The organism is Cellulomonas iranensis NBRC 101100 = JCM 18110 (genome assembly GCF_001552375.1).
Classification (GTDB): domain Bacteria; phylum Actinomycetota; class Actinomycetes; order Actinomycetales; family Cellulomonadaceae; genus Cellulomonas; species Cellulomonas iranensis.
Genome location: NZ_BCRB01000076.1, coordinates 1 through 19,111 on the forward strand (window position 1 = coordinate 1; position 19,111 = coordinate 19,111).

The 19,111-nt window shown below is 76.9% G+C and carries 21 protein-coding genes, 1 tRNA gene and 1 pseudogene; 8 read left to right on the top strand and 15 right to left on the bottom strand.

The window, feature by feature from the left end; genetic code table 11:
* Positions 1-2,140, bottom strand: a 2,140-nt coding sequence (locus CS2_RS14220; protein WP_070320477.1) for a phosphoenolpyruvate carboxylase, incomplete at its 3' end; no start/stop codon positions are given.
* Positions 2,141-2,259: 119 nt separating this feature from the next.
* On the opposite strand from CS2_RS14220, the gene CS2_RS14225 reads away from it, so the two are divergent.
* On the top strand, positions 2,260-2,697 hold the full coding sequence (locus CS2_RS14225) for a hypothetical protein (protein WP_233421200.1): 438 nt from the start codon (positions 2,260-2,262) through the stop codon (positions 2,695-2,697).
* 8 nt (positions 2,698-2,705) lie between these two features.
* On the opposite strand, the gene CS2_RS14230 is transcribed toward CS2_RS14225, so the two are convergent.
* The gene (locus tag CS2_RS14230; RefSeq protein ID WP_046528691.1) at positions 2,706-3,320 is read right to left on the bottom strand and encodes an NADPH-dependent F420 reductase; all 615 of its coding nucleotides are present in this window, start codon (positions 3,318-3,320) and stop codon (positions 2,706-2,708) included.
* Positions 3,321-3,401: 81 nt separating this feature from the next.
* On the opposite strand from CS2_RS14230, the gene CS2_RS14235 reads away from it, so the two are divergent.
* From CS2_RS14235 to CS2_RS14245, 3 genes are all read left to right on the top strand, one after another.
* Positions 3,402-3,902: a MarR family winged helix-turn-helix transcriptional regulator gene (locus CS2_RS14235; RefSeq protein ID WP_070320478.1), complete on the top strand. Its 501-nt coding sequence runs from the start codon at positions 3,402-3,404 to the stop codon at positions 3,900-3,902.
* 100 nt (positions 3,903-4,002) lie between these two features.
* On the top strand, positions 4,003-4,761 hold the full coding sequence (locus CS2_RS14240) for a DinB family protein (RefSeq protein ID WP_070320479.1): 759 nt from the start codon (positions 4,003-4,005) through the stop codon (positions 4,759-4,761).
* Positions 4,762-4,847: 86 nt separating this feature from the next.
* Complete coding sequence (locus CS2_RS14245; protein WP_046528694.1) at positions 4,848-5,252, top strand: pyridoxamine 5'-phosphate oxidase family protein; 405 nt, start codon at positions 4,848-4,850, stop codon at positions 5,250-5,252.
* A 47-nt stretch (positions 5,253-5,299) separates the two neighbouring features.
* Here the strand turns inward: CS2_RS14245 and CS2_RS14250 are convergent, their stop codons facing one another.
* The 3 genes from CS2_RS14250 to CS2_RS14260 all read right to left on the bottom strand — a co-directional run bounded on the left by CS2_RS14250 (position 5,300) and on the right by CS2_RS14260 (position 7,459).
* Positions 5,300-5,770, bottom strand: a complete 471-nt coding sequence (locus tag CS2_RS14250; RefSeq protein WP_070320480.1) for a serine hydrolase — start codon at positions 5,768-5,770, stop codon at positions 5,300-5,302.
* A gap of 109 nt (positions 5,771-5,879) precedes the next feature.
* Complete coding sequence (locus tag CS2_RS14255; protein ID WP_307416924.1) at positions 5,880-6,602, bottom strand: response regulator; 723 nt, start codon at positions 6,600-6,602, stop codon at positions 5,880-5,882.
* Positions 6,599-7,459, bottom strand: a complete 861-nt coding sequence (locus CS2_RS14260; protein WP_070320481.1) for a sensor histidine kinase — start codon at positions 7,457-7,459, stop codon at positions 6,599-6,601. The genes CS2_RS14255 and CS2_RS14260 overlap by 4 nt, the downstream gene beginning before the upstream one ends.
* A 133-nt stretch (positions 7,460-7,592) precedes the next feature.
* On the opposite strand from CS2_RS14260, the gene CS2_RS14265 reads away from it, so the two are divergent.
* The 4 genes from CS2_RS14265 (at position 7,593) to soxR (ending at position 10,379) form a co-directional block, all read left to right on the top strand.
* Complete coding sequence (locus CS2_RS14265; RefSeq protein WP_070320482.1) at positions 7,593-8,303, top strand: ABC transporter ATP-binding protein; 711 nt, start codon at positions 7,593-7,595, stop codon at positions 8,301-8,303.
* Between the two features lie 5 nt (positions 8,304-8,308).
* Positions 8,309-9,091 (top strand): ABC transporter permease, encoded by a 783-nt coding sequence (locus tag CS2_RS14270; protein ID WP_233421201.1) that lies wholly within the window; start codon positions 8,309-8,311, stop codon positions 9,089-9,091.
* On the top strand, positions 9,088-9,807 hold the full coding sequence (locus CS2_RS14275) for a hypothetical protein (RefSeq protein WP_070320484.1): 720 nt from the start codon (positions 9,088-9,090) through the stop codon (positions 9,805-9,807). Before CS2_RS14270 ends, CS2_RS14275 begins: the two co-directional genes overlap by 4 nt.
* 68 nt (positions 9,808-9,875) lie before the next feature.
* Positions 9,876-10,379 carry a redox-sensitive transcriptional activator SoxR gene (gene soxR, locus CS2_RS14280; protein ID WP_134850737.1) on the top strand — a complete coding sequence of 168 codons (504 nt, stop codon included), beginning with the start codon at positions 9,876-9,878 and terminating at the stop codon, positions 10,377-10,379.
* Between the two features lie 73 nt (positions 10,380-10,452).
* On the opposite strand, the gene CS2_RS14285 is transcribed toward soxR, so the two are convergent.
* The 10 genes and pseudogenes from CS2_RS14285 to CS2_RS14330 form a co-directional block, all read right to left on the bottom strand.
* Positions 10,453-11,448, bottom strand: coding sequence for a LacI family DNA-binding transcriptional regulator (locus CS2_RS14285; RefSeq protein ID WP_070320486.1), 996 nt, complete (start codon positions 11,446-11,448; stop codon positions 10,453-10,455).
* A 180-nt stretch (positions 11,449-11,628) separates the two neighbouring features.
* Positions 11,629-12,717 (bottom strand): Gfo/Idh/MocA family protein, encoded by a 1,089-nt coding sequence (locus CS2_RS14290; protein ID WP_070320487.1) that lies wholly within the window; start codon positions 12,715-12,717, stop codon positions 11,629-11,631.
* 4 nt (positions 12,718-12,721) lie between these two features.
* Positions 12,722-13,828 (bottom strand): Gfo/Idh/MocA family protein, encoded by a 1,107-nt coding sequence (locus CS2_RS14295; protein ID WP_070320488.1) that lies wholly within the window; start codon positions 13,826-13,828, stop codon positions 12,722-12,724.
* 23 nt (positions 13,829-13,851) lie between these two features.
* Entirely contained in the window at positions 13,852-15,018 is a 1,167-nt protein-coding gene (locus CS2_RS14300; RefSeq protein WP_070320489.1) for a Gfo/Idh/MocA family protein, read from the bottom strand.
* A gap of 190 nt (positions 15,019-15,208) precedes the next feature.
* Entirely contained in the window at positions 15,209-16,093 is an 885-nt protein-coding gene (locus tag CS2_RS14305) for a transketolase family protein (RefSeq protein ID WP_070320494.1), read from the bottom strand.
* A complete protein-coding gene (locus CS2_RS14310) occupies positions 16,093-16,767 on the bottom strand; it encodes a thiamine pyrophosphate-binding protein (protein ID WP_233421202.1) in 675 nt (224 codons plus the stop codon). The genes CS2_RS14305 and CS2_RS14310 overlap by 1 nt, the downstream gene beginning before the upstream one ends.
* Positions 16,768-16,913: 146 nt before the next feature.
* Positions 16,914-16,986, bottom strand: a tRNA-Ala gene (locus tag CS2_RS14315).
* A 101-nt stretch (positions 16,987-17,087) separates the two neighbouring features.
* Complete coding sequence (locus tag CS2_RS14320; protein ID WP_046528703.1) at positions 17,088-17,786, bottom strand: histidine phosphatase family protein; 699 nt, start codon at positions 17,784-17,786, stop codon at positions 17,088-17,090.
* Positions 17,783-18,166, bottom strand: a complete 384-nt coding sequence (rsfS, locus tag CS2_RS14325) for a ribosome silencing factor (RefSeq protein ID WP_070320490.1) — start codon at positions 18,164-18,166, stop codon at positions 17,783-17,785. The genes CS2_RS14320 and rsfS overlap by 4 nt, the downstream gene beginning before the upstream one ends.
* A 64-nt stretch (positions 18,167-18,230) precedes the next feature.
* Positions 18,231-19,111 (bottom strand): annotated as a pseudogene (locus tag CS2_RS14330) (hypothetical protein); the annotation flags it as partial.

Genomic DNA, 19,111 nt, shown 5'->3' on the forward strand with positions numbered 1-19,111 from the left:
GGGAGCCGATCGGCAGGAGGCCGACCTCCTCGAGCGGCGTGACCTGCGCGAACCACGACGGGAACCCGTCGGCGCGCACGAGGCCGTGGAACCGCTCGCGCGACGCGACGTCGAGGCGCTTGGCGAGGTCGGCGAACCGCTCGGCGGCGTCGTCGTTGCGCCGCACGACGCTGGGCGCGTCGGCGAGGAGGGTCGCCGCCGTGACCTGCTCGATGTGCCGCGTCGCGATGTCGGCGTCGCCGTACCGGGCGAAGATGACCTCGCCCTGCTCGGTGAGCTTGAAGCGACCGTCGACGGAGCCCGGGGGCTGCGCGAGGACGGCGCGGTTGGCGGGGCCGCCGCCGCGCCCGAGCGCGCCGCCGCGCCCGTGGAAGAGCGTGAGGACGATGTCGTGCTCGCGCGCCCAGCGGGCGATGCGGCGCTGCGCGTCGTCGAGCGCGAGCGTGGCGGACACCGGTCCGACGTCCTTGGACGAGTCGGAGTACCCGAGCATGACCTCGACGCGGCGCCCGTTGGCGGCCAGGCGCTCCTGCACGCGCGGGTGCTGCAGCGACGCCTCGAGGATGTCGACGCTGTTCTCGAGGTCCGCGAACGTCTCGAACAGCGGGATCGCGTCGATGACGGGCGCGTGCTCGGCGCCGCCGAACGCGAGCTCGGCGAGCCGGTACACGGCCGCGAGGTGCTCGGGCGACTGCGTGAACGACACGATGTAGCGGCGCGCCGCCGCGACGCCGAAGCGGCGCTGCACGGTGCCGAGCGCCCGGAACGTGTCGAGCACCTCGACGGTCATGGGGGCGAGCTCGCCGTCGACGCCGTTGGCCTCGATGTCCGCGAGCGCGGCCGCGTGCACCTGGGAGTGCTGGCGCACCTCGAGCTCGGCGAGGTGGAACCCGAAGGTCTGCACCTGCCACACCAGGCGCTGCAGGTCGCCGTACGCGGCACGACGCGCGCCCGCGGCCTCGAGCGAGGACTGCACGACGCGCAGGTCGGCCTCGAGCTCGGCGGCGTTCGCGTACGCGAGGTCCGCGTCGCGGCGGCGGGTCGCGGCGATCCGCTCGATCACGACGAGCAGCGCGCGACGGTGCGGCTCGTTGGGGGCGTCGTCGGCGGCCTTGGCGGCGATCTGCTCGGCAAGCGACCGCTGCCGCTGCCACAGGGCGCTGAGCTCGGGCGACGCCGGGGTGCCGACGCCGTCGAGCGTGAGCGCCGCGGCGGTGCGCCGCGCGGAGGCGAGGAGCGCGTCGAGCGCGTGCTCGGAGGCGAGCACGGCGGCGGCGCGCGTGACCTCGGCGGTGACGTTGGGGTTGCCGTCGCGGTCGCCGCCGATCCACGAGCCGAGCCGCGCGAACGGCGCGACGACGGGCGCGGTGGTGCCGGCGTCGCCTGCGAGCAGCCAGTCATCGAGGCGGCGGTAGACGGTCGGCAGCACGTCGGCGAGCGTCGAGTCGAAGATCGACAGCACGGTCGCGACCTCGTCGAGGACGGTCGGCTTGGCCGCGCGCAGCGGCGACGTGCGCCACAGCGTGTCGATCTCGGCCAGCAGGCGCCGCTCGTTCTCGACGAGCGACGTGCCGCCGACGTGCAGCGTGTCGCGCTCGGCGACGAGCTCGGCGATGCGGCGGATCGACCCGGCGACGGCGCGCCGGCGCGCCTCGGTCGGGTGGGCCGTGAAGACCGGGCGGAACTCGAGGCCGCGCAGGCGCTCGCGCGCCGCGTCCTCGCCGATCTCGGCCGCGAGCTGCTGGTAGGCGGCGGGCAGCGAGTCGTCGGGCGCGAGCTCGTGCGGCGCGAGACGCGACTCGCGGTCGCGCAGCACCCGCACGCGGTGGTACTCCTCGGCGAGGTTCGCGAGGTGGAAGTAGCACGTGAAGGCGCGCGCCACCTGCTCGGCGCGTTCGCGCGTGAAGCCAGCGACGAGCGCCTCGGCGGCGCCGAGGGCGTCGCCCCCGGGCTCGCCGTGCGACGCGATGGTGAGCTCGCGGAGGCGCTCGACGTCGGCGAGCAGGTCCTCGCCGCCGGCCTCGCGCAGCACGCGACCCAGCAGCTCGCCCAGCAGGCGCACGTCGTTGCGCAGCGGCTCCGGTACCTCGTGGCTGACGACGCCGCGAGGGACGTCCGACCCGATCTGCGGTTCGTTCACGGGGCAAAGGTAAGGGACGTCCCACCACTCGCGCCCGTCGCGACCGACGGGTGGGCGCCACGACCTGGGCGCGCTCCGGCCGTGGACGCGCGCCGGAGGCCACGTGGCATGCTGGGCGCGTGGCCCTGTTCCGCCGCCGGCCCGAGGTGCCGGCGCACGTCGAGGACGGCTTCAGCGCTGCCGAGGCCCCGGCGATGCAGCGCTCGATCCTGGAGGCGCTGGGCCTCGGCGACCGCCCCGCCCCCGCGGTGGTCCCGGCGCGGCTGCGCGTCGAGGGCGGTGCGGACGGCCGGCTGGTCCTGGTGTGGCGCAACGTCATCGTGGGCTTCGTGCCCCCGGGTGCGACCGCGCCGCTCGCCGCGCAGCTCGCGGCGGCGGGCGACGCGACGCTGGTCGCACCCGGTGCGGTGCACCACGTCGACGGGACGTGGCGCGTGTGGGTCGGTGCGGTGCCGACCGGCGGTTTCCCGCCGGTGCCCGAGGGGCTGGACACGCTCGCACCGCCCGAGACGACGATCCTGGGCGTGCCCGTCCGGCGGCTCGACCACCGCGGCTGAGCGGCCGGTCAGACCAGCGCGAACCCGCCGGTCCAGCCGATGGTCTCGCGGACGGCGAGCGTGAGCTGCAGGAACCCGAGCGCCTCGAGCTCGTGGGCCCGCGCGAGCGCACCCGCGTCGACGACGCGCACGGCACCGCCGAAGGCCTGCGTGAACGCAGCCTTGGCGTCGGCGTCGTCGCCCGCGACGAGCACGGTCGTCGGCACGTCGCCGACGGTGCCGGTCGCGAGCGTCGCGGCGAACGTCGTGTTGAACGCCTTGAGGACGTGGGCGCCGGGCAGCTGCGCGGCGATCTCCGCCGCCGCGGACGAGCCCGCGGGCACGACGAGCGAGTCGAACGTCGTGAAGTCGAGCGGGTTGGTGATGTCGACGACGACGCGCCCCGCGAGCTGGTCGCGGTAGGTGGCGAGCACCTCGCCCACGGCGGGGTAGGGCAGCGCCAGGACGACGACGTCGCCCGTGACCGCGTCGCCGAGGGCGCCGCTCGCCGCGCCCGCCGGAGCGGTCTGCGCGGCCTGCGCGGCGTCGCGCGCCAGCACCTGGACCTGCGTGCCCGCCCGGGCCGCGAGGCCCGCGATCGCCGCACCCATGCTGCCCGCGCCGATGACCGTGACCGTGCTCATGTCGACCTCCCGAAAACTTGTTGGTGCAACCAACGTAGACCTCTGTAGTTGTCGCGTCAACTTTCCGGTAGGATCGCCGCCGTGACCACGTCGACCCCCTGGCTCTCCCCCGCCGAGCTGCGCGCGTGGCTCGGCCTCGTCGCCGTCGCCGAGCTCCTGCCCGCGCAGCTCGACTCCCAGCTCCAGCGGGACGCGACCCTCACGCACTTCGAGTACCAGGTGCTCGCGATGCTCTCGGAGGCACCCGACCACGTGCTGCGGATGTCGGCGCTCGCGCAGCGCACCAACGCCACGCTCCCCCGCCTGTCGCACGTCGTCAAGAGGCTCGAGGACCGCGGCCTCGTACGGCGCGCCCCCTGCGCGGACGACCGCCGCGCCACCAACGCCCACCTGACGCCGGCGGGCTGGGACCTCGTCGTCGCGTCCGCGCCCGGTCACGTGCGGACCGCGCGCGAGCTGGTGGTCGACGCGCTCACGCCCGCGCAGGTCGCCGAGCTCGAGACCATCACGCGAGCGATGCTCGGCCGGCTGGACCCCGAGGGACGCCTCACGCCCCCGCTCGACGGGGACACGCCCGGCTGAGCCCGGCCGGGCGCCACGCGACGGACCACCCGACGGGCGCGGCGTGCGCAGGCGCGCCGCGGGCAGGACAGGGGCCCGGGCCCGTGCCAGAGTCGGCAGCATGACCGAGGCCACGGGGGACGCCCACCGGCACGTCGAGTCGTTCGTCGACCGCGACCTGCGCGGCGCACGGTTCGTGCGCAGCGACCTCAGCAGCGCCGTCATGCGCGGCGTGCAGATCGGCGGCGCGGACATCGACGCGCCGTGGCTGCTCGACGGCCGGACCCGGCTGCTCGTCAACGGCGTCGACGTCGCGCCGCACGTCGACGCCGAGCTCGACCGCCGCTTCCCGGGCCGGGCGCTGCGCTCCGCCGGCACGCCGGACGGGCTCCGCGAGGCGTGGGCCACGGTCGAGGCCGCGTGGGCCGCCGCGCTCGCGCGCGCCGCGGCGCTGCCGCCCGGGTCCGTCGACCTCGCGGTGGACGGCGAGTGGTCGTTCGCGCAGACGCTGCGCCACCTCGTCATGGCCACCGACACGTGGCTGCGGCGCGCCGTCCTGGAGGTCGACGACCCGTACCACCCGATCGGCCAGCCGAACGTCGAGTACGCCGCCGACGGCCACGACCCCGCGGTCTTCGACCCGGGCACCCCGCCGTACGCCGACGTGCTGGCGGCCCGCGCGGACCGTCAGCGACTCGTCCGCGAGCACCTCGCGACGGTCACCGCCGACGACCTCACGGGCGTCCGCCGCAACCCCTGGGCGCCCGACCACCCCGAGACCGTGCTCGCGTGCCTGCACACGATCCTCGAGGAGGAGTGGGAGCACCTGCGCTACGCGCTGCGCGACCTGCACGTGCTGGAGGCCCGCGCGACCCCGTGATGGCGCTTCACCCGGGCCGCGGATCCCGCGCGGGCGGCCGCCGGGGTCGAGGGGACCCACCGGTCGGTCCGCCGTACGCTCGGGCGGTGCACGCCCTCACCGCACCCCAGCTGGCGTTCGTCACCGAACGCCACCTCGCGACGCTCACGACCCCGCGCGCCGACGGCACGCCGCACGTCGTGCCCGTGGCGTTCACGTGGGACGCGGCGGCGGGCGTCGCACGGACCACGACCGGGCCCGCGACCGTCAAGGCCGCGAACGCGCGCCGCGGGGACGGCCGGGGCGGCCCCGCGCGCGCGGCGCTGTGCCAGGTCGACGGCCGGCGCTGGCTCACGCTCGAGGGCACCGTGACCGTCACCGACGACCCCGGCGAGCTCGACGAGGCCCTGCGCCGGTACGCCGAGCGGTACCGCCCGCCGCGCGCGGGCGTCGAGCGCGTCGTGCTGCGCCTCGCCGTGGACCGCGTGATGTCGTCGCGCGACCTGCGCTGACGGCGGCGCGACAGCACGGCGACCCGGACGCATGCGGCACCGGGGTGTCACGCCCAGCCGTGCGCCGCGGCGAGCGCCACGAGGCGCCGCCCCACCACCGAGCCGGTCTGCGCGACGCCCGGCTCGCAGTTGACCAGCACCGCTGCCGCACCGCGCGAGCGGGGGTACCAGCGCACCTGCCCCTGGAAGCCCCGACCCCGGTGCGCGAGCAGCTGCCAGGGCGTCGGCCCGGTCTCCCCCGGCACCTCGACGGGGACGAGCGCGCGCACGTCGTCGTGCAGGCCGAGCACGCCGCGCGCCGCGAGGCGCAGCACGACGACCGCGGCCACCGTCTTGGCCACGGAGCACAGGTGGAACGGCGTGCCGGGGGTCGCGGCGACACCCGTGACGGCGTCGGCGGGCCCCGTGACGTCCACAAGCACGGCGCCGTCGCCCGGGAGCACCACCGTCGCGACCGCGGCAGCACCGCCCGGCACGTGCCGGTCCTCGACCGCTCCTGCCGCACCGTCCTCGACCACGCGCCCCACCTCTCCCGTCGGTGACGCGACGCTAGCGCCCGGCACCCACACGGGCCGAGGCGGGTCGCCGACCGGCACGTGCGGCCACCGCGACCCGCGACCACCGCGGTCAGGCCACCCCGACGAGCCCCGACTCGTAGGCCGCGATGACGAGCTGGGCGCGGTCGCGGGCGTGCAGCTTCGCCAGCAGGTTGCCGACGTGCGTCTTCACGGTCTTGACCGAGATCACCAGCGCGGCGGCGACCTCGTCGTTCGACAGCCCGCGCGCGACGTGCGCGAGCACCTCGGTCTCGCGCGGCGTCAGCGCGGCCAGGCTGCGCGCGGGCCGTGCGGCCGGCCGGTCGACGTAGTGCTCGACGAGCCGCGCGAGGATCGCGGGAGCGAACAGCGCGTCCCCCGCGTGCGTGCGCCGCACGGCGTCGAGCAGCTGCTCGGGGTGCGCGTCCTTGAGCAGGAACCCGCTCGCGCCCGCGCGCAGCGCGCCGTACACGTACTCGTCGAGCTCGAACATGCTCAGCACGAGCACGCGCGTGCCCGCGAGCGCGGGCGAGGTCGTGATGCGACGCGTCGCCTCGATGCCGTCGCCGCCCGGCATGCGGATGTCCATGAGCACGACGTCGGGCACGAGCGCGTGCGCCCGGGCGACGGCCTCGGAGCCGGTCGCGGCCTCGCCGACGACGACCGTGCCCGGCGCGCCGCCGACGAGGACACGCAGGCTGTGGCGCAGCAGCGGCTGGTCGTCGACGACGAGCACACGGACGTCCGGCACCGCGACGCCGTCGTGCCCGGGCGGGTCGTCGTGCGCGACGCCCTCGACCGCCGTGCCGGTCACGCCGCACCCCCGGCGGGCACCCGCGCACGCACCGCCCAGCCGTCGCCGTGCGGCCCCGCGGTCAACGAGCCGCCCGCGGCGGCGACCCGCTCCCGCAGACCCGCGAGCCCGTGACCGGCACCGGGTCGCGGCTCCCAGCCGACCTCGGGGCCCGCGTCGTGCACGTCCGCGACGAGGTCGTCAGCCTCGCGACGCACCACGACGGAGACGGCGGTCGGCCCGGCGTGCCGGACCGTGTTCTGGAGCGCCTCGCGGACGACGGCGCACACCGTGAGCTCAGCGAGCGGCGCGACGTCGCCGAGACGGTCCAGGTCGACCTCGAGCGTCGGGGCGGCCACGCCCGCGGCGGCGGCCTCGACGACCTCGGGGAGGTCGGCGAGCGTGTCCGCCGGGCGCAACGGCGCGGGACCGGGCGAGCGCAGCACCGTGAGCATGCGTCGCAGCTCGTCGGTGGTCTGCCGCGAGGCGTGCTCGATGTCCGCGAGCGCACGCTCCCGCTCGACCGCGCCGGCCTCGCCCGGGACGCTGCGCGCTGCGGCGGCCCGCAGCGTGATGAGCCCCAGGCCGTGCGACGCGAGGTCGTGCAGGTCCCGCGCGATCCGCAGCCGCTCGGCCTGCGCGGCGCGCTCGGCCGCCCACCCGGCGAGCTCGTCCTCGTACCGCCGCCGCTCGTCGCGCAGCCGCAGGGACGCCGAGAGCGTCGCGCCCCCGACCACGGTGATCGCGAGGGTCCAGGCGACCGCGACCGATCCGGGTCCCTCCACCCCGACGGTCGCGAAGACGAGCGCCACGACCCCGACGGCGGCTGCCACCGCGGTCCAGGCCCGGGAGCGCCAGATCGGCCGGTCGGTGTCCATGTCCGGCAGCGTAGGGACCCGGACGTGCGTGCGGATCGGACCGGGGTCTGAGGGACCGGGGTCCCGCGAGGCCGTCCGCGGCCCGGGCCGGGGGCCGATGCGCCCCCGTGAGCCCGCCTGGTGGCATGGCCGCATGCTCTCGATCACGGGTCTCGCCAAGCGGCACGGACCGCACCAGGTGCTCCACGACGTCACGTTCCATGCGCTGCCCGGGCGCGTCACCGCGTTCCTCGGCCCGAACGGCGCCGGCAAGTCTTCGACCCTGCGGATCCTGCTCGGGCTCGACCGCGCGACGGCCGGCACGGCGCTGGTCGACGGGAGGCCGTACCGGGCGTTGCGCGACCCGCTGCGCACGGTCGGGTCGATGCTCGACGGACCCGGTGCGCACCGCTCGCGCACCGCGCGCAACCACCTGTCGTGGGTGGCGCGCGCGGCCGGCGTCCCGCAGCGCCGCGTCGACGAGGTGCTCGCTCAGGTCGGCCTCGCGGGCGCGGGCCGCACGCGCGTCGGTCGGTTCTCGCTCGGCATGGGGCAGCGGCTCGGCCTGGCGACCGCGCTGCTGGGCGAGCCGCGCGCGCTGGTGCTCGACGAGCCGGTCAACGGCCTGGACCCCGAGGGCATCCGGTGGATCCGCGGGCTGCTGCGCGGGCACGCGGACGCCGGTGGCACGGTGCTGCTGTCGAGCCACCTCATGGGTGAGGTGGCCGGCGTCGCCGACGACGTCGTGCTGCTCGCCGGCGGACGCGTCGTCGCGGCGGGTCTCCTCACCGACGTGACCGCCGGGCACGCGTCGCTCGAGGACGCGTTCTTCGCGCTGACGACGACGACGGAGGCGACGCGGTGAGCGGCGTGCGCACGCTCACCGCCGAGATCGGCAAGCTCGCGGCGCTGCCGGCGGCGTGGGTCGCGGTCGCGGTCGCGACGTTGGGCTCGCTGGGCGTCACGGTGCTCAACGCCGCGGGCGTGCGCGACGCCGTCGCGGCCGGCGACAGCGCCGCCCTGGGCTACACGTCGGCCGTCGAGGCGGCGTTCTCGGCCGTCCCGCTCGGCACCGTGGGCGCCGTGGTCCTGGGCGTCGTCGCGATGAGCAGCGAGTACACGCCGAACGGCACCGAGGCCGGCGGTGGCCGGCAGATCACCACGACGCTCACGACCACGCCGTCGCCGTGGCGCGTGCTCGTCGCGAAGGCGCTCGCCGTCGCCGCGCTCGTGCTCCTCGTGGCCGCGGTGACGGTGCCCGCGTGCCTCGCGGTCGCGCACCAGCTCGTCGGTGACGTCCCGGACGTGGGCGCGCCGCACGACGCCGTCGCGCGCACCGTGGGCACCGCCGTCTACTGGGTCCTCACCGCCCTCCTCGCGCTCGCGGTCACGGTCGTCACGCGCAGCGGTCTCGTGCCCCTCGTGGTGCTCGTCGTCAACAGCTCGATGGTCTCGTTCTCGCTGCTCGTCGGGCGCCTCACGCCGCTGGCCCGGTTCCTGCCCGACGCGGCCGGGATCTCGCTGTTCGCGCGCGACTGGGAGCCGCCGGGCGGTGTCGCGCTCGCGCCGCTCGCCGGCGGCCTGGTCATGGCGGCGTGGGCCGTGGGCGCCCTCGCTGCCGCGGGTCTCGTGCTCACGCGGCGCGACGCGTGAGCGCGCCGCCCGCCCGCGTCGTGACCGCCGAGCTCGTCAAGCTGCGGGGGCTGCCCGCGGTCGTGGGGGTGGTCCTCGGGACGCCCGTCGTGGCGGCCACGCTCGCGGCGGCGCACGCGGCGGCCGCCGCCGCGGGGGCCTCGGCGGGCGGCCTCGCGCTGGCGACGGTGCCGTACCTCCAGGTCGCGACGGTGCTCGTCGGCGTCCTCGCGGCGGGCACGGAGCACGCCGGACGCCAGATCGCCACGACCCTGACGGTCACGCCCGCCCGGTGGCGCCACCTGGCGGCGCAGTCGCTGGCCGTCGCGGCGACGTCCGCGCTGACCGCGTGCGCGGGGCTCGCCGCCGCGCTCACGGCTGCCGCGGCGTGGGGGCCGGGCGACGGCGTCCCCGGCGCGAGGTCCGGCGTCCGCCCGCTGCTCGGGGCCCTCGTGGCGCTCGTGCTCGTCGGCCTGCTCGCGCACGCGGTGACCGTGCTCACCCGGTCGCTCGTCGGTGCGCTCGTCGCGACGCTCACGCTCCTGCTCGTCGTCTCCCCGCTGGTGGCGGCGGTCACCGAGCACGCGCGCTGGCTGCCCGACCGCGCGGGGTCGCTGCTGTACCTGCCGGGCCGCGACCCGGTGCTCGGTCCGGTCGGCGGGGGTCTCGTGCTCGTCGCGTGGGTCGCGGCGGCCGTCCTGGCCGCGGGCTGCGCGTCCGCGCGCCGCGACGTCTGACGGCGAGGCTTGAACCTCGACCGTGGTTGAGGTCTAGGGTCGGCTCGACGTCCACGACGGGAGACGCTGTGCGGTCCGACGACCTGCTCACGGTGGGCGAGGTCGGCGCGCGCACCGGCCTCGCCCCCTCGGCCCTGCACTTCTACGAGCGCGAGGGGCTCATCGCGTCGTCGCGCACGGCCGGGAACCAGCGGCGCTACCCGCGGCACATGCTGCGGCGGATCTCGCTGGTGCTGGTCGCCAAGCGGCTCGGCATCCCGCTGGGCGAGGTCGCCGAGGCGTTCCGCGACCTGCCGATGGACCACGAGCCGACGCGCGCCGACTGGCAGCGGGTGTCCCGCGTGTGGAAGGTCCGGCTCGAGCAGCGTCGCGAGGCGATCGTGCGGCTCGAGAAGGAGCTCGTCGGGTGCATCGGCTGCGGGTGCCTCGCGATGCGCTCGTGCGACCTGCTCAACCCCGAGGACGTGCTGGGAGCCGACGGGACGGGACCGCAGCGGCTCGGTGCCGTCGCGGGGGGCCAGGTGTCCGCCGCCCGCCCGGCGCGGGCGTCCGGGGGGCGCACGCCGCGGTGACTCGCGCTGACGCCCGGGTCTGCGACGCCCCGGCACCGAGCACGACGGTCACGCCCGACCGCACGTCGTCGGGTCACGACGCCGTGGCGTCCCCCGTGGACTCACGCCAGACCACCGTCATCACGCCGACGTCCGACCGGTCCGGCTCGGCCCCGTCGATCTCGGCGACCAGCCGCCGCACGCCCCGTCGGCCGATCCCGACGCGGTCCACGGCCACCGTGGTGAGCGACGGGGTCATGAAGCGCCCCATGTCCATGTCGTCCCACCCGCTCACCCCCAGGTCGCCCGGCACCGCCCAGCCCCGCTCCCGGGCCGCGCGCACCGCCCCGGCCGCCAGCAGGTCGTTGGCCGCGACGAGGCCGAGCGGCCGGACCGCCCCCGGCAGGTCGCGGACGGCGGCGTACCCGGCGCGTCCGCCCCAGTCGCCCTCGACCGCACCGAGCGACTCCAGGCCGAGCGCGTCGACGGCCTCGAGGTAGGCACGGCGCCGCGACCGCGCGGCCGCGTGGTCGGCCGGCCCGCCGACGTGCAGGAACCGCCGGTAGCCCGCGTCCGCCAGCCGCTCCACGAGGGTGCGCACCGCCGACGCGTCGGTGAACGAGCCCGCGGGGCGCGTGCGCGCGTCGAACTCGTCGGACACCACCACCGGGCACGCGAGCGCGCCGTCGACGACCGCGTCCACCTCGACCGGCGCGTACACGACGACGCCCTCGAAGCTCCCGGAGCGCGCGAGCTCGACGACCCGTTCCGTGCACGACGCCGCGGACGGCCCGGCGTCGTGGACCTCGAGCACGTAGCCCGCCTCCCGCGCGGCGGCGCCCGCCCCCGCCAGGACGTCGGTCGCCCGGTACATGACGACGCCCAGGACGACCGCGAGCCGCCCGGTCCGGCGCGTGCGCATCGACCGCGCCGCGAGGTTCGGGCGGTACCCGAGCTCGTCGATCGCCCGCAGCACCCGGGCGCGCGTCGCGGGCGCGACGTTGACGCGACCCGTCAGCACGTGCGACACGGTCGCCTGCGCGACGCCCGCGAGCCGCGCGACGTCCCGGCTGGTCGGCTGCCGCGTCACGCCCCGTCACCTCCCGGACACCGACCGGCCCGCACCCGGCGGCCCGCGGAGGACCACGCGTCCCCGCTGCCGCCACCCTAGTGCGGACGAGACGCCACCCCGGTCGCCGCCCGGCGGCCCGGGCCGGGCGCCCCCGGGGGTGCTGGTGCGGTCGGGTGACGTCAGGTCGGGCCGGTCGGGTCAGGTCAGGTCGACGGGCAGCCCCGAGCGCGCCGAGCGGTAGACCGCGTCGACGACCTCGAGCGCGCGGATCCCGTCGTCGACACCCACGCGCGGCGGTCGCCCCTCGCGCACGGCGCGGACGACGTCGGCGAGCTGGCGCTCGTGCGCGACGCCCCAGGCGCCCGCCACCTCGTGCTCGGCCGTGCGGCTGCCGGCCCCGGCCACGGCCAGCGCGTCCGCGGTCACCGCGGCCCGCGGGCTCGGGTCCTCGCCGAGCCGCGCGTCGACCACGACGCGGTCCCCCTCGACGACGACCGACCCGGCGGTGCCGTGCAGCGCCAGGCGCGCGGGGAACCCGGGCGCGACAGCCGTCGACGCCGCGAGCGTGCCGAGCGCGCCGCTGGTGAAGGTCAGGGTCGCGCACACGACGTCCTCGACCTCGATGTCGTGCAGCCGCGTGGCCGCCGCCGCCTGGACCCGCGCGACGGGCCCGGCCGTGGCGAGCATAAGGTCGACCGTGTGGATCGCCTGGTTGACGAGCGCACCGCCGCCGTCGCCGGCGACCGTGCCGCGCCACGCGTCCGCCGCGTAGTAGGCCGGGTCGCGCCACCAGGGCACGCGCGCGTCGACGAGCACGGGCACGCCGAGCGCCCCCGTCGCGACGAGGTGCTCGACGTGCGTGGTCGCGTCGTCGAAGCGGTGCTGGCTGACCACCGCGACGGTCCGTCCGTACCGGCGGGCCGCGGCGGCGAGGTGCCGCGCCGCGGCGAGCGTCACGTCGACCGGCTTCTCGACGACCACGTGCTTGCCGGCGGCGACCGCCGCCACGGCGAGCGCGGCGTGCCCGCCGCTGGGCGTGCAGACGCTGACGGCGTCGACGGCGGGGTCCGCCAGCACGTCGTCCCACGACCGCGCCCGGGCGCCGTGCTCGGCGGCGAGGGCCTGCGCCCGGCTCTCGACGACGTCGACGCACGCGACGAGGCGCGCCGCCGCTTCGCCGCGCACCGCGAGGCCGGCGAGCGCCCGTGCGTGCGTCCGCGCGATGTTCCCGCAGCCCACGATCGCGAACGTCAGCGGGGACGCCGGCGTCCCGGGCCCGTCCGTCATCGCGTCACGCCCCGGCCCGGTCCGTCCCGCGACCCGGGCCCGGCGTCAGGTCGCGCGCGCCCAGCTGCGCGCGGATGCTCAGCTCGGCCGCCGCGAACGCGTGCTCCTGGGTCATGGCGGTCTCGGTCCGCTCGAGGCAGTCGCGGATCAGCAGGCCGAAGAACGGGTACCCGACGTCGCCGCGCGTGACGAGGTGGTGCTCGGACGTCCCGTCGACGAGGAACACGTGGCCCGGGCCCTCGTCCGTGCCGACGTTCACGAACTTGCGCAGCTCGATGTAGCCGTCCGTGCCCAGCAGGACCGTGCGCCCGTCGCCCCAGGTGCGCAGGCCGTCGGGCGTGAACCAGTCCACGCGGCAGTACCCGGTCGCGCCGTTGTCGAGCACGACGTTCGCGTCGCCGAAGTCGTCGAGCCCGGGGGTGAGCGGGTTCGCGTAGTTGGCGATCGAGGCGTTCACGACGGTGCCGCCGGAGGCGCCGGTGAAGTGCAGCATCTGCTCCATGTTGTGGCTGCCGATGTCGCACAGGATGCCGCCGTACCGCGCACGGTCGAAGAACCAGTCCGGGCGGCCGGACCCGAGCCGGTGCGGCCCGAGCGCCAGCACCTGCACGACGCGCCCGATCGCGCCCCGCTCGACGAGCTGCCCGGCGAGCACGGCTGCCTCGACGTGGATGCGCTCGGAGTAGTAGACGGCGTACTTCAGGCCCGTGCGGGCCGTCGCCTCGCGTGCCGCGGCCAGCTGGTCCAGCGTCGTCAGCGGCGCCTTGTCCGTGAAGTAGTCCTTACCCGCCGCGATGACCCGCAGGCCCAGCGCGCAGCGCTCGGACGGCACGGCGGCCCCTGCCACGAGCCGCACGGCGGGGTCGGCCAGCACCTCGTCCTCGGAGCGCGCCGCGCGCGCCTGCGGGAAGCGCGCCCGGAACCGCTCGACCTTGGCGGGGTCGGGGTCCCACACCCAGGTCAGGGTGCCCCCGGCGCCGACCAGGCCCTCGCACATGCCGTAGACGTGGCCGTGGTCGAGCCCGACCGCGGCGAACGGGAACTCGCCCGGCCCCACGACGGGCGCGGGCACGGGCTCCGGGGCGTAGGCGGCCCCGCTGACGGTGCTCATGGTGTCTCCTCGGTCTCGCCCGGTCACCGGGCGTCCGCTGCGGCGCCGCCGACCCGGATCTCACCGGGCAGGCCCGCGACGGACGCGGTCTTCTCGTAGTAGTGCGGCGCGCGCTCGACGAGCGTGCCGGCGCGGTAGTAGGGGTCGTCCGGCGGGATCGGCAGCGGCACGGTGCGGCGCTCGATGCCGGAGGCGTAGATCGCCGTGACGAGCTCGACGGCGTTCCTGCCGTCCTGCGCGTCGATCGCCGGGGCGCGCCCGTCGCGCACGGCGGCGAGGACGTCGCCGATCTGGCCCGTGTGCCCCTGGTGCGGCAGCGCCGGGAGCCCCGCCGCGAGGGCCTCGAGCCGCTCGACCAGCTCCGGGTCGCCACCCGGCGCGCCGAAGCCGTTGGGTGCCGCGACGTCGGCGACGACCTTCCACGGCTGCGACACCCGCGCCCGCTCGCCCTGGACGACGATGCCCTGCTCCTCGCCGTGGTGGACGACGGACGCGGTGACCGTGGCCAGCGCGCGCTCGTAGGCCAGGACGGCGACCGAGAGGTCCTCGACCTCGGCGTTGTCGTGCTGCGCGTTGGTGAGGACCGCGGTCACCGCGTGGGGTCGGCCGAGCAGCCACAGCGTGAGGTCGAGGTGGTGGATCGCGTGGTTGAGCGTGCAGCCGCCGCCCTCCGACGCCCAGGTGCCGCGCCAGTCGAGGTCGTAGTACGCCCGGCCGCGCCACCAGGCCGAGTCGACCCGCGCGTGCGAGACCGAGCCGATCAGCCCGGAGTCGAGCGCCGCCTTGAGAGTCGCCATGTCGTCCCGGAACCGGTTCTGGGCGACGACCGAGCAGATCCGCCCCGCGCGCTCGGCGGCGGCGATCATGGCGTCGCAGTCCTCGAGCGACGGCGCCATGGGCTTCTCGACCAGCACGTGCACGCCCGCCTCGAGCGCGGCGACGGCGAGGTCGCGGTGGGTCGCCGGCGGTGTCGCGATGCTGACGAGGTCGAGGTCCTCGGCCGCGAGCATGGCGCGCGCGTCGTCGTGGACGCGGGCGCCGTCGAGCCCGAACTCGGCGCGCCGGGCGTGCGCCCGCTCCGGCTGGACGTCGCAGAGCGCCACCACCTCGCAGTCCCGGCCGAAGCGGCCGTACCCCTGCAGGTGGGCGCCGGAGATCCCTCCGGTACCGATGATCCCGACCTTCAGCATCGTCGTCCTCCCGATCGCGCGCGGGCGGCTCTGCCCACGGGCACCGCGCGGCCCGACGGTGGGTACGCGCGGCTTGATACGTATCAACCTACGCGGAAGGTCGGCCTCTGACCACCCCGTCCGCGTGCGCGACGGGAGGGCGCACGGGACGCCGCGCGCCCTCCCCGCCCTCCCGTCGCCGGCTCGCCGGTCAGCCGACCGCGGCCCCGCCGCCCAGCACGCGCGCGCGGACCCCCGCCGCGTCGAGCCCGTGCAGGCGCGCGTGGTCGGCCGGCGTGCCGTACGTCCGCCGCTCCTCCCGCCCGACGCCGACGTGCTCGACCTCGACCCGCCGCCCCCGCAGCGCGGCGGCCACCTCGGGGGCGGTCGTCCCCTCGAGGTACGGCTCGACGACCACGACCCGCACGTGGTGCTCGGCGAGCGCGCGCAGCGTGCCGCGGTCGAGCGGGAACGGCGTGGCCGTGTACGCGAGCGTCACGCCGAGCCCCTCGACCGCCTGCTGCGTGGCCGCGAGCGCGGGCCCGACCGCGAGCACGAGCGTCCCGCGCCCGTGCCGGACCACGTGGATCCCGCCGTCGGCGGGCCACGCCTGCGGGTTCACCTGCGACGACAGCCGGACGTACTGCCGGTCGTCGGCACGGGCCGCGGCACGCACCAGCGTCTCGACCTCGTCGGGGTGCCCCGGGGTGTGCAGGCGCCAGCCGGGCAGCGCGCTGAGCAGCGCCACGTCGGCCGGGCTCTGGTGCGTGCGGCCCTCGCTCGCGGCGTCGTAGCTCGCACCGATGGACACGAGCACCGCACCGAGGTCCTGGTGCGACAGGTCGAGCTTGACCTGCTCGTACGGTCGCTCGACGAGGAACGGCGCGTAGCTGTGCACGAACGGCCGCAGCCCCGCGAGCGCGAGCCCCGCGGCGACGCCGATCATGGTCTGCTCGCGGATGCCGACGTTGAGGACGCGCTCGTCGGCCGGCTCGCCCGCGACGAGGCCCAACGGCCCGATGTCCGCCAGGACGAGCGCCGTCCGCTCGTCCGTGCGCAGCAGGTCCGCCATCGTGGCGTGGAAGCGGGCGCGCATCACGCCCCCTTCCGAGCGGTGCGGACGACGGTCACGTGCGGCCGGTCGCCGTGCACGCGCAGCGCGTCGTGGTCGGCCGTGTCGACGACCGCGCCCGTCCAGCCCTCGCCCTGGAACCGCGTGACGATCCCGCCGGGCCACCCGAGCGTCGCCGAGTCGTTGTCCACGACGACGCACGCGAGGCGGCCCAGCCCCCAGCGGCCGGCCACGGCGATCGCCTCGTGGTTGCTGCCCTCGTCCAGCTCGGCGTCCCCGACCAGCACGACGACCCGTCCGGGCGCTCCCGCGATGTCCAGGCCCCGCGCGAGGCCCACGGCGATCGGCAGGCCGTGCCCGAGCGAGCCCGACGAGATCTCCACCGGTGGCACGAGCAGCCGGTCCGGGTGGTGACCCAGCGGCGAGCCGGCCCCCGCGAGGTCGTCGAGCCACGACGCGGGGATCAGACCCTTGGTCGCGAGGACCGCGTAGTACGACGCCGGGCCGTGCCCCTTGGACAGCAGGAACCGGTCCCGCTCGGACCAGGGGTCGAGCCGCAGGACCTGGTCGTGCAGGACCCACAGCACGTCGAGCGTGGACTGCGCGGCGGCGTCGTGCTTCTCGTCGCCGGTGACGCGCGTGAGGTGGCGCAGCAGGGTGTCGGGCAGGCGGTCGGTCAGGGGTGGTGAGGTGCTCACGCCCCCATGCTCGGTGCTCAACAGAGGTTGAGGTCAAGGGGCGTGCCGCGTGCGACGTCGTCGACGTCGCGGCGCCGCGCGAACGACGGCGGCACCGGGAACGACGAAGGCACCGTCCAAATCCCTGGACGGTGCCTTCGTTCCGGTGGAGCTGAGGGGACTCGAACCCCTGACCCCCTGCATGCCATGCAGGTGCGCTACCAGCTGCGCCACAGCCCCGTGGTCCCCGAGAGGACCCCGTCGCCCCGAGGGGCGCCCGGAGAGTTTACGACGATCCGAGCGTCGAAAGCGAATCGGGCGCCGGGGCGACGGGTGTGACGTCAGTCCGGGTCGCGGACCGCGTCGTCGTCGTCCCCCGCCGGCTCCGGGTCGGGGCCCGCGTTCCAGTCGGACGACGCGTCCGTCGGGCCCACGTTGAAGCCCAGGAGGCGCCAGGCCGGGTCGACGCCCGGGCCCGAGCGCACGAGCTCGACCCAGTGCGCGTTGTGCAGCCCGCCGACCCCGCGCCACGCGGGGTCCTGCCCCAGCAGCGCCGCCACGAGCGCACCGATCGCCGCGCCGTGCGACACGACCACCAGGCCGCCGCCGTCCGGCGTCCGCTCGAGCTGGTCCGCGACCGCGCCCGTGAGCCGCGCCGCGAGGTCCGCGCGCGTCTCCGCGCCGACGCCCGTCGGGTCGCCCCCCGCGCGCCACACGCCGAACTCCCCCGGCCAGCGCGCGTCGATCTCCGCGCCCGTCAGACCCTCCCACTCGCCGAACGACCGCTCGCGCAGCCGCGGGTCGGTCTCGAGGGGCAGGTCGAGCGCGCGCGTGAGGTAGGTCGCCGTCTCGACCGCACGCGTGAGGTCCGACGACACGACGCGCGCGGGGCGCGCCCGCTGCGCGAGCCGCGACGCCGCCGTGCGCGCCTGCCAGTGGCCGACCTCGTCGAGCGGGATGTCGACCTGGCCCTGCAGGCGCGCGGCGGAGTTGTACGCGGTGCGGCCGTGCCGCCACAGCAGGAGGTGCTGCTGGGTCATGCGTCGGCCTGCTCGCCGCGCGCCTCGGGCGGCAGCTCGATGACCGGGCAGTCCTTCCACAGCCGCTCGAGGGCGTAGTACACGCGGTCCTCGGCGTGCTGCACGTGGACGACCACGTCGCCGAAGTCGATGAGCACCCAGCGCCCCTGGGACTTGCCCTCGCGGCGCACGGGCTTCGCGCCCAGCGTGTGCAGCGCCTCCTCGACGGCGTCGACGATCGCGCCGACCTGGCGCTCGTTCGTCCCCGACGCGATGAGGAACACGTCGGTGAGCACGAGCTGCTCGCTCACGTCGAGCGCGATGATCTCCTGCGCCTTGAGGTCGGAGGCCGCACGCGCGGCCGCGTGGGCCAGCTCGACGGCACGGGGGCTCGCGGTCACGGGGCTCCTCGGGGTGGTGTCGGTGCGCGCGGTCGCCGGGGCGGCGCCGAACGCGAGGCGGATGTCAGAGAGGGCCGGAGCCGTCGTGCACCACGACGCCGTCGACCACGCGGACGGCGGCGCCCGCGGCGGGCTCGTCGTTCCCGCTCGCCTGGATGTAGAGCAGCATCGCGAGGAAGCCGAGCACGAACGCGACGAGCGAGAGCACCAGCAGGTGCAGCCACGTGTAGGGGTGCCGGCGCGTCGTGGGCTCGTCGTCCTCGTCGAGGTCCTCGTCCTCGTCGTGCGCGACGGCCGACGCGGTGCGCGACGAGCCCCACGGCGTGGCCGCGGGTGCGTCGGACGCGCGCTCCGCGGGCGTGGGGGTCGCGGCCGGCCGCGGCCACGCGTCACCGGACGTCGTGCCCCCGGCGTCGGCCGCGCCCTGGACGGCGGGCCACGCGCGCCCGTCGGCGTCGGTGCGCTGCGGCGCGGCCGTCTGGAAGGAGCTCAGCGCGGGAGCCGCTGCCTCGGCAGCCGCCGGCCGCGGCGCCTCGGCCGGTGCCGCGGGGGTCCACGACCGCCCGGGTGCGGGTGCGGGGACGGGGGACGCGTGGGGAGCCGCCGCGGGAGCACCGCCGCCCCACGGGGTCGGCCGTGCCGACGCGGCCGACGACGGGGCCGCCGCGGCCGCCCAGCTCGGCCCCCCGGACGTCGGCGCGGGCGCGGGGCCGCTCTCCCGTGCCCAGGCCGGACCCTCGGACGCCTGACGTGGGGTCGGTGCACCACCCGGGGCCGAGGCCGCCGGGGGCTGCGCCCAGGGGCGCGTCGCGGCGGGCGGCTGCACCGGTGCGGACGGTCGCGACGTGACGCGGGCGTCCGTCGACCCGGCACCGGACGCCGCGCCCCAGGCGCCGCCGGACGCCGGCACGGGTCCCGCACCGGTCGCCGGGCGGGGCGCGGGGG

Coding starts and splice junctions, on each gene's coding strand:
- CS2_RS14230 (WP_046528691.1), bottom strand. CDS start 3,320: ATGAGCACGGTCACGGTCATCGGCGCGGGCAGCATGGGTGCGGCGATC.
- CS2_RS14240 (WP_070320479.1), top strand. CDS start 4,003: ATGACCGAGGCCACGGGGGACGCCCACCGGCACGTCGAGTCGTTCGTC.
- CS2_RS14260 (WP_070320481.1), bottom strand. CDS start 7,459: ATGGACACCGACCGGCCGATCTGGCGCTCCCGGGCCTGGACCGCGGTG.
- CS2_RS14265 (WP_070320482.1), top strand. CDS start 7,593: ATGCTCTCGATCACGGGTCTCGCCAAGCGGCACGGACCGCACCAGGTG.
- CS2_RS14290 (WP_070320487.1), bottom strand. CDS start 12,717: ATGACGGACGGGCCCGGGACGCCGGCGTCCCCGCTGACGTTCGCGATC.
- CS2_RS14295 (WP_070320488.1), bottom strand. CDS start 13,828: ATGAGCACCGTCAGCGGGGCCGCCTACGCCCCGGAGCCCGTGCCCGCG.
- CS2_RS14300 (WP_070320489.1), bottom strand. CDS start 15,018: ATGCTGAAGGTCGGGATCATCGGTACCGGAGGGATCTCCGGCGCCCAC.
- CS2_RS14305 (WP_070320494.1), bottom strand. CDS start 16,093: ATGCGCGCCCGCTTCCACGCCACGATGGCGGACCTGCTGCGCACGGAC.
- CS2_RS14320 (WP_046528703.1), bottom strand. CDS start 17,786: ATGACCCAGCAGCACCTCCTGCTGTGGCGGCACGGCCGCACCGCGTAC.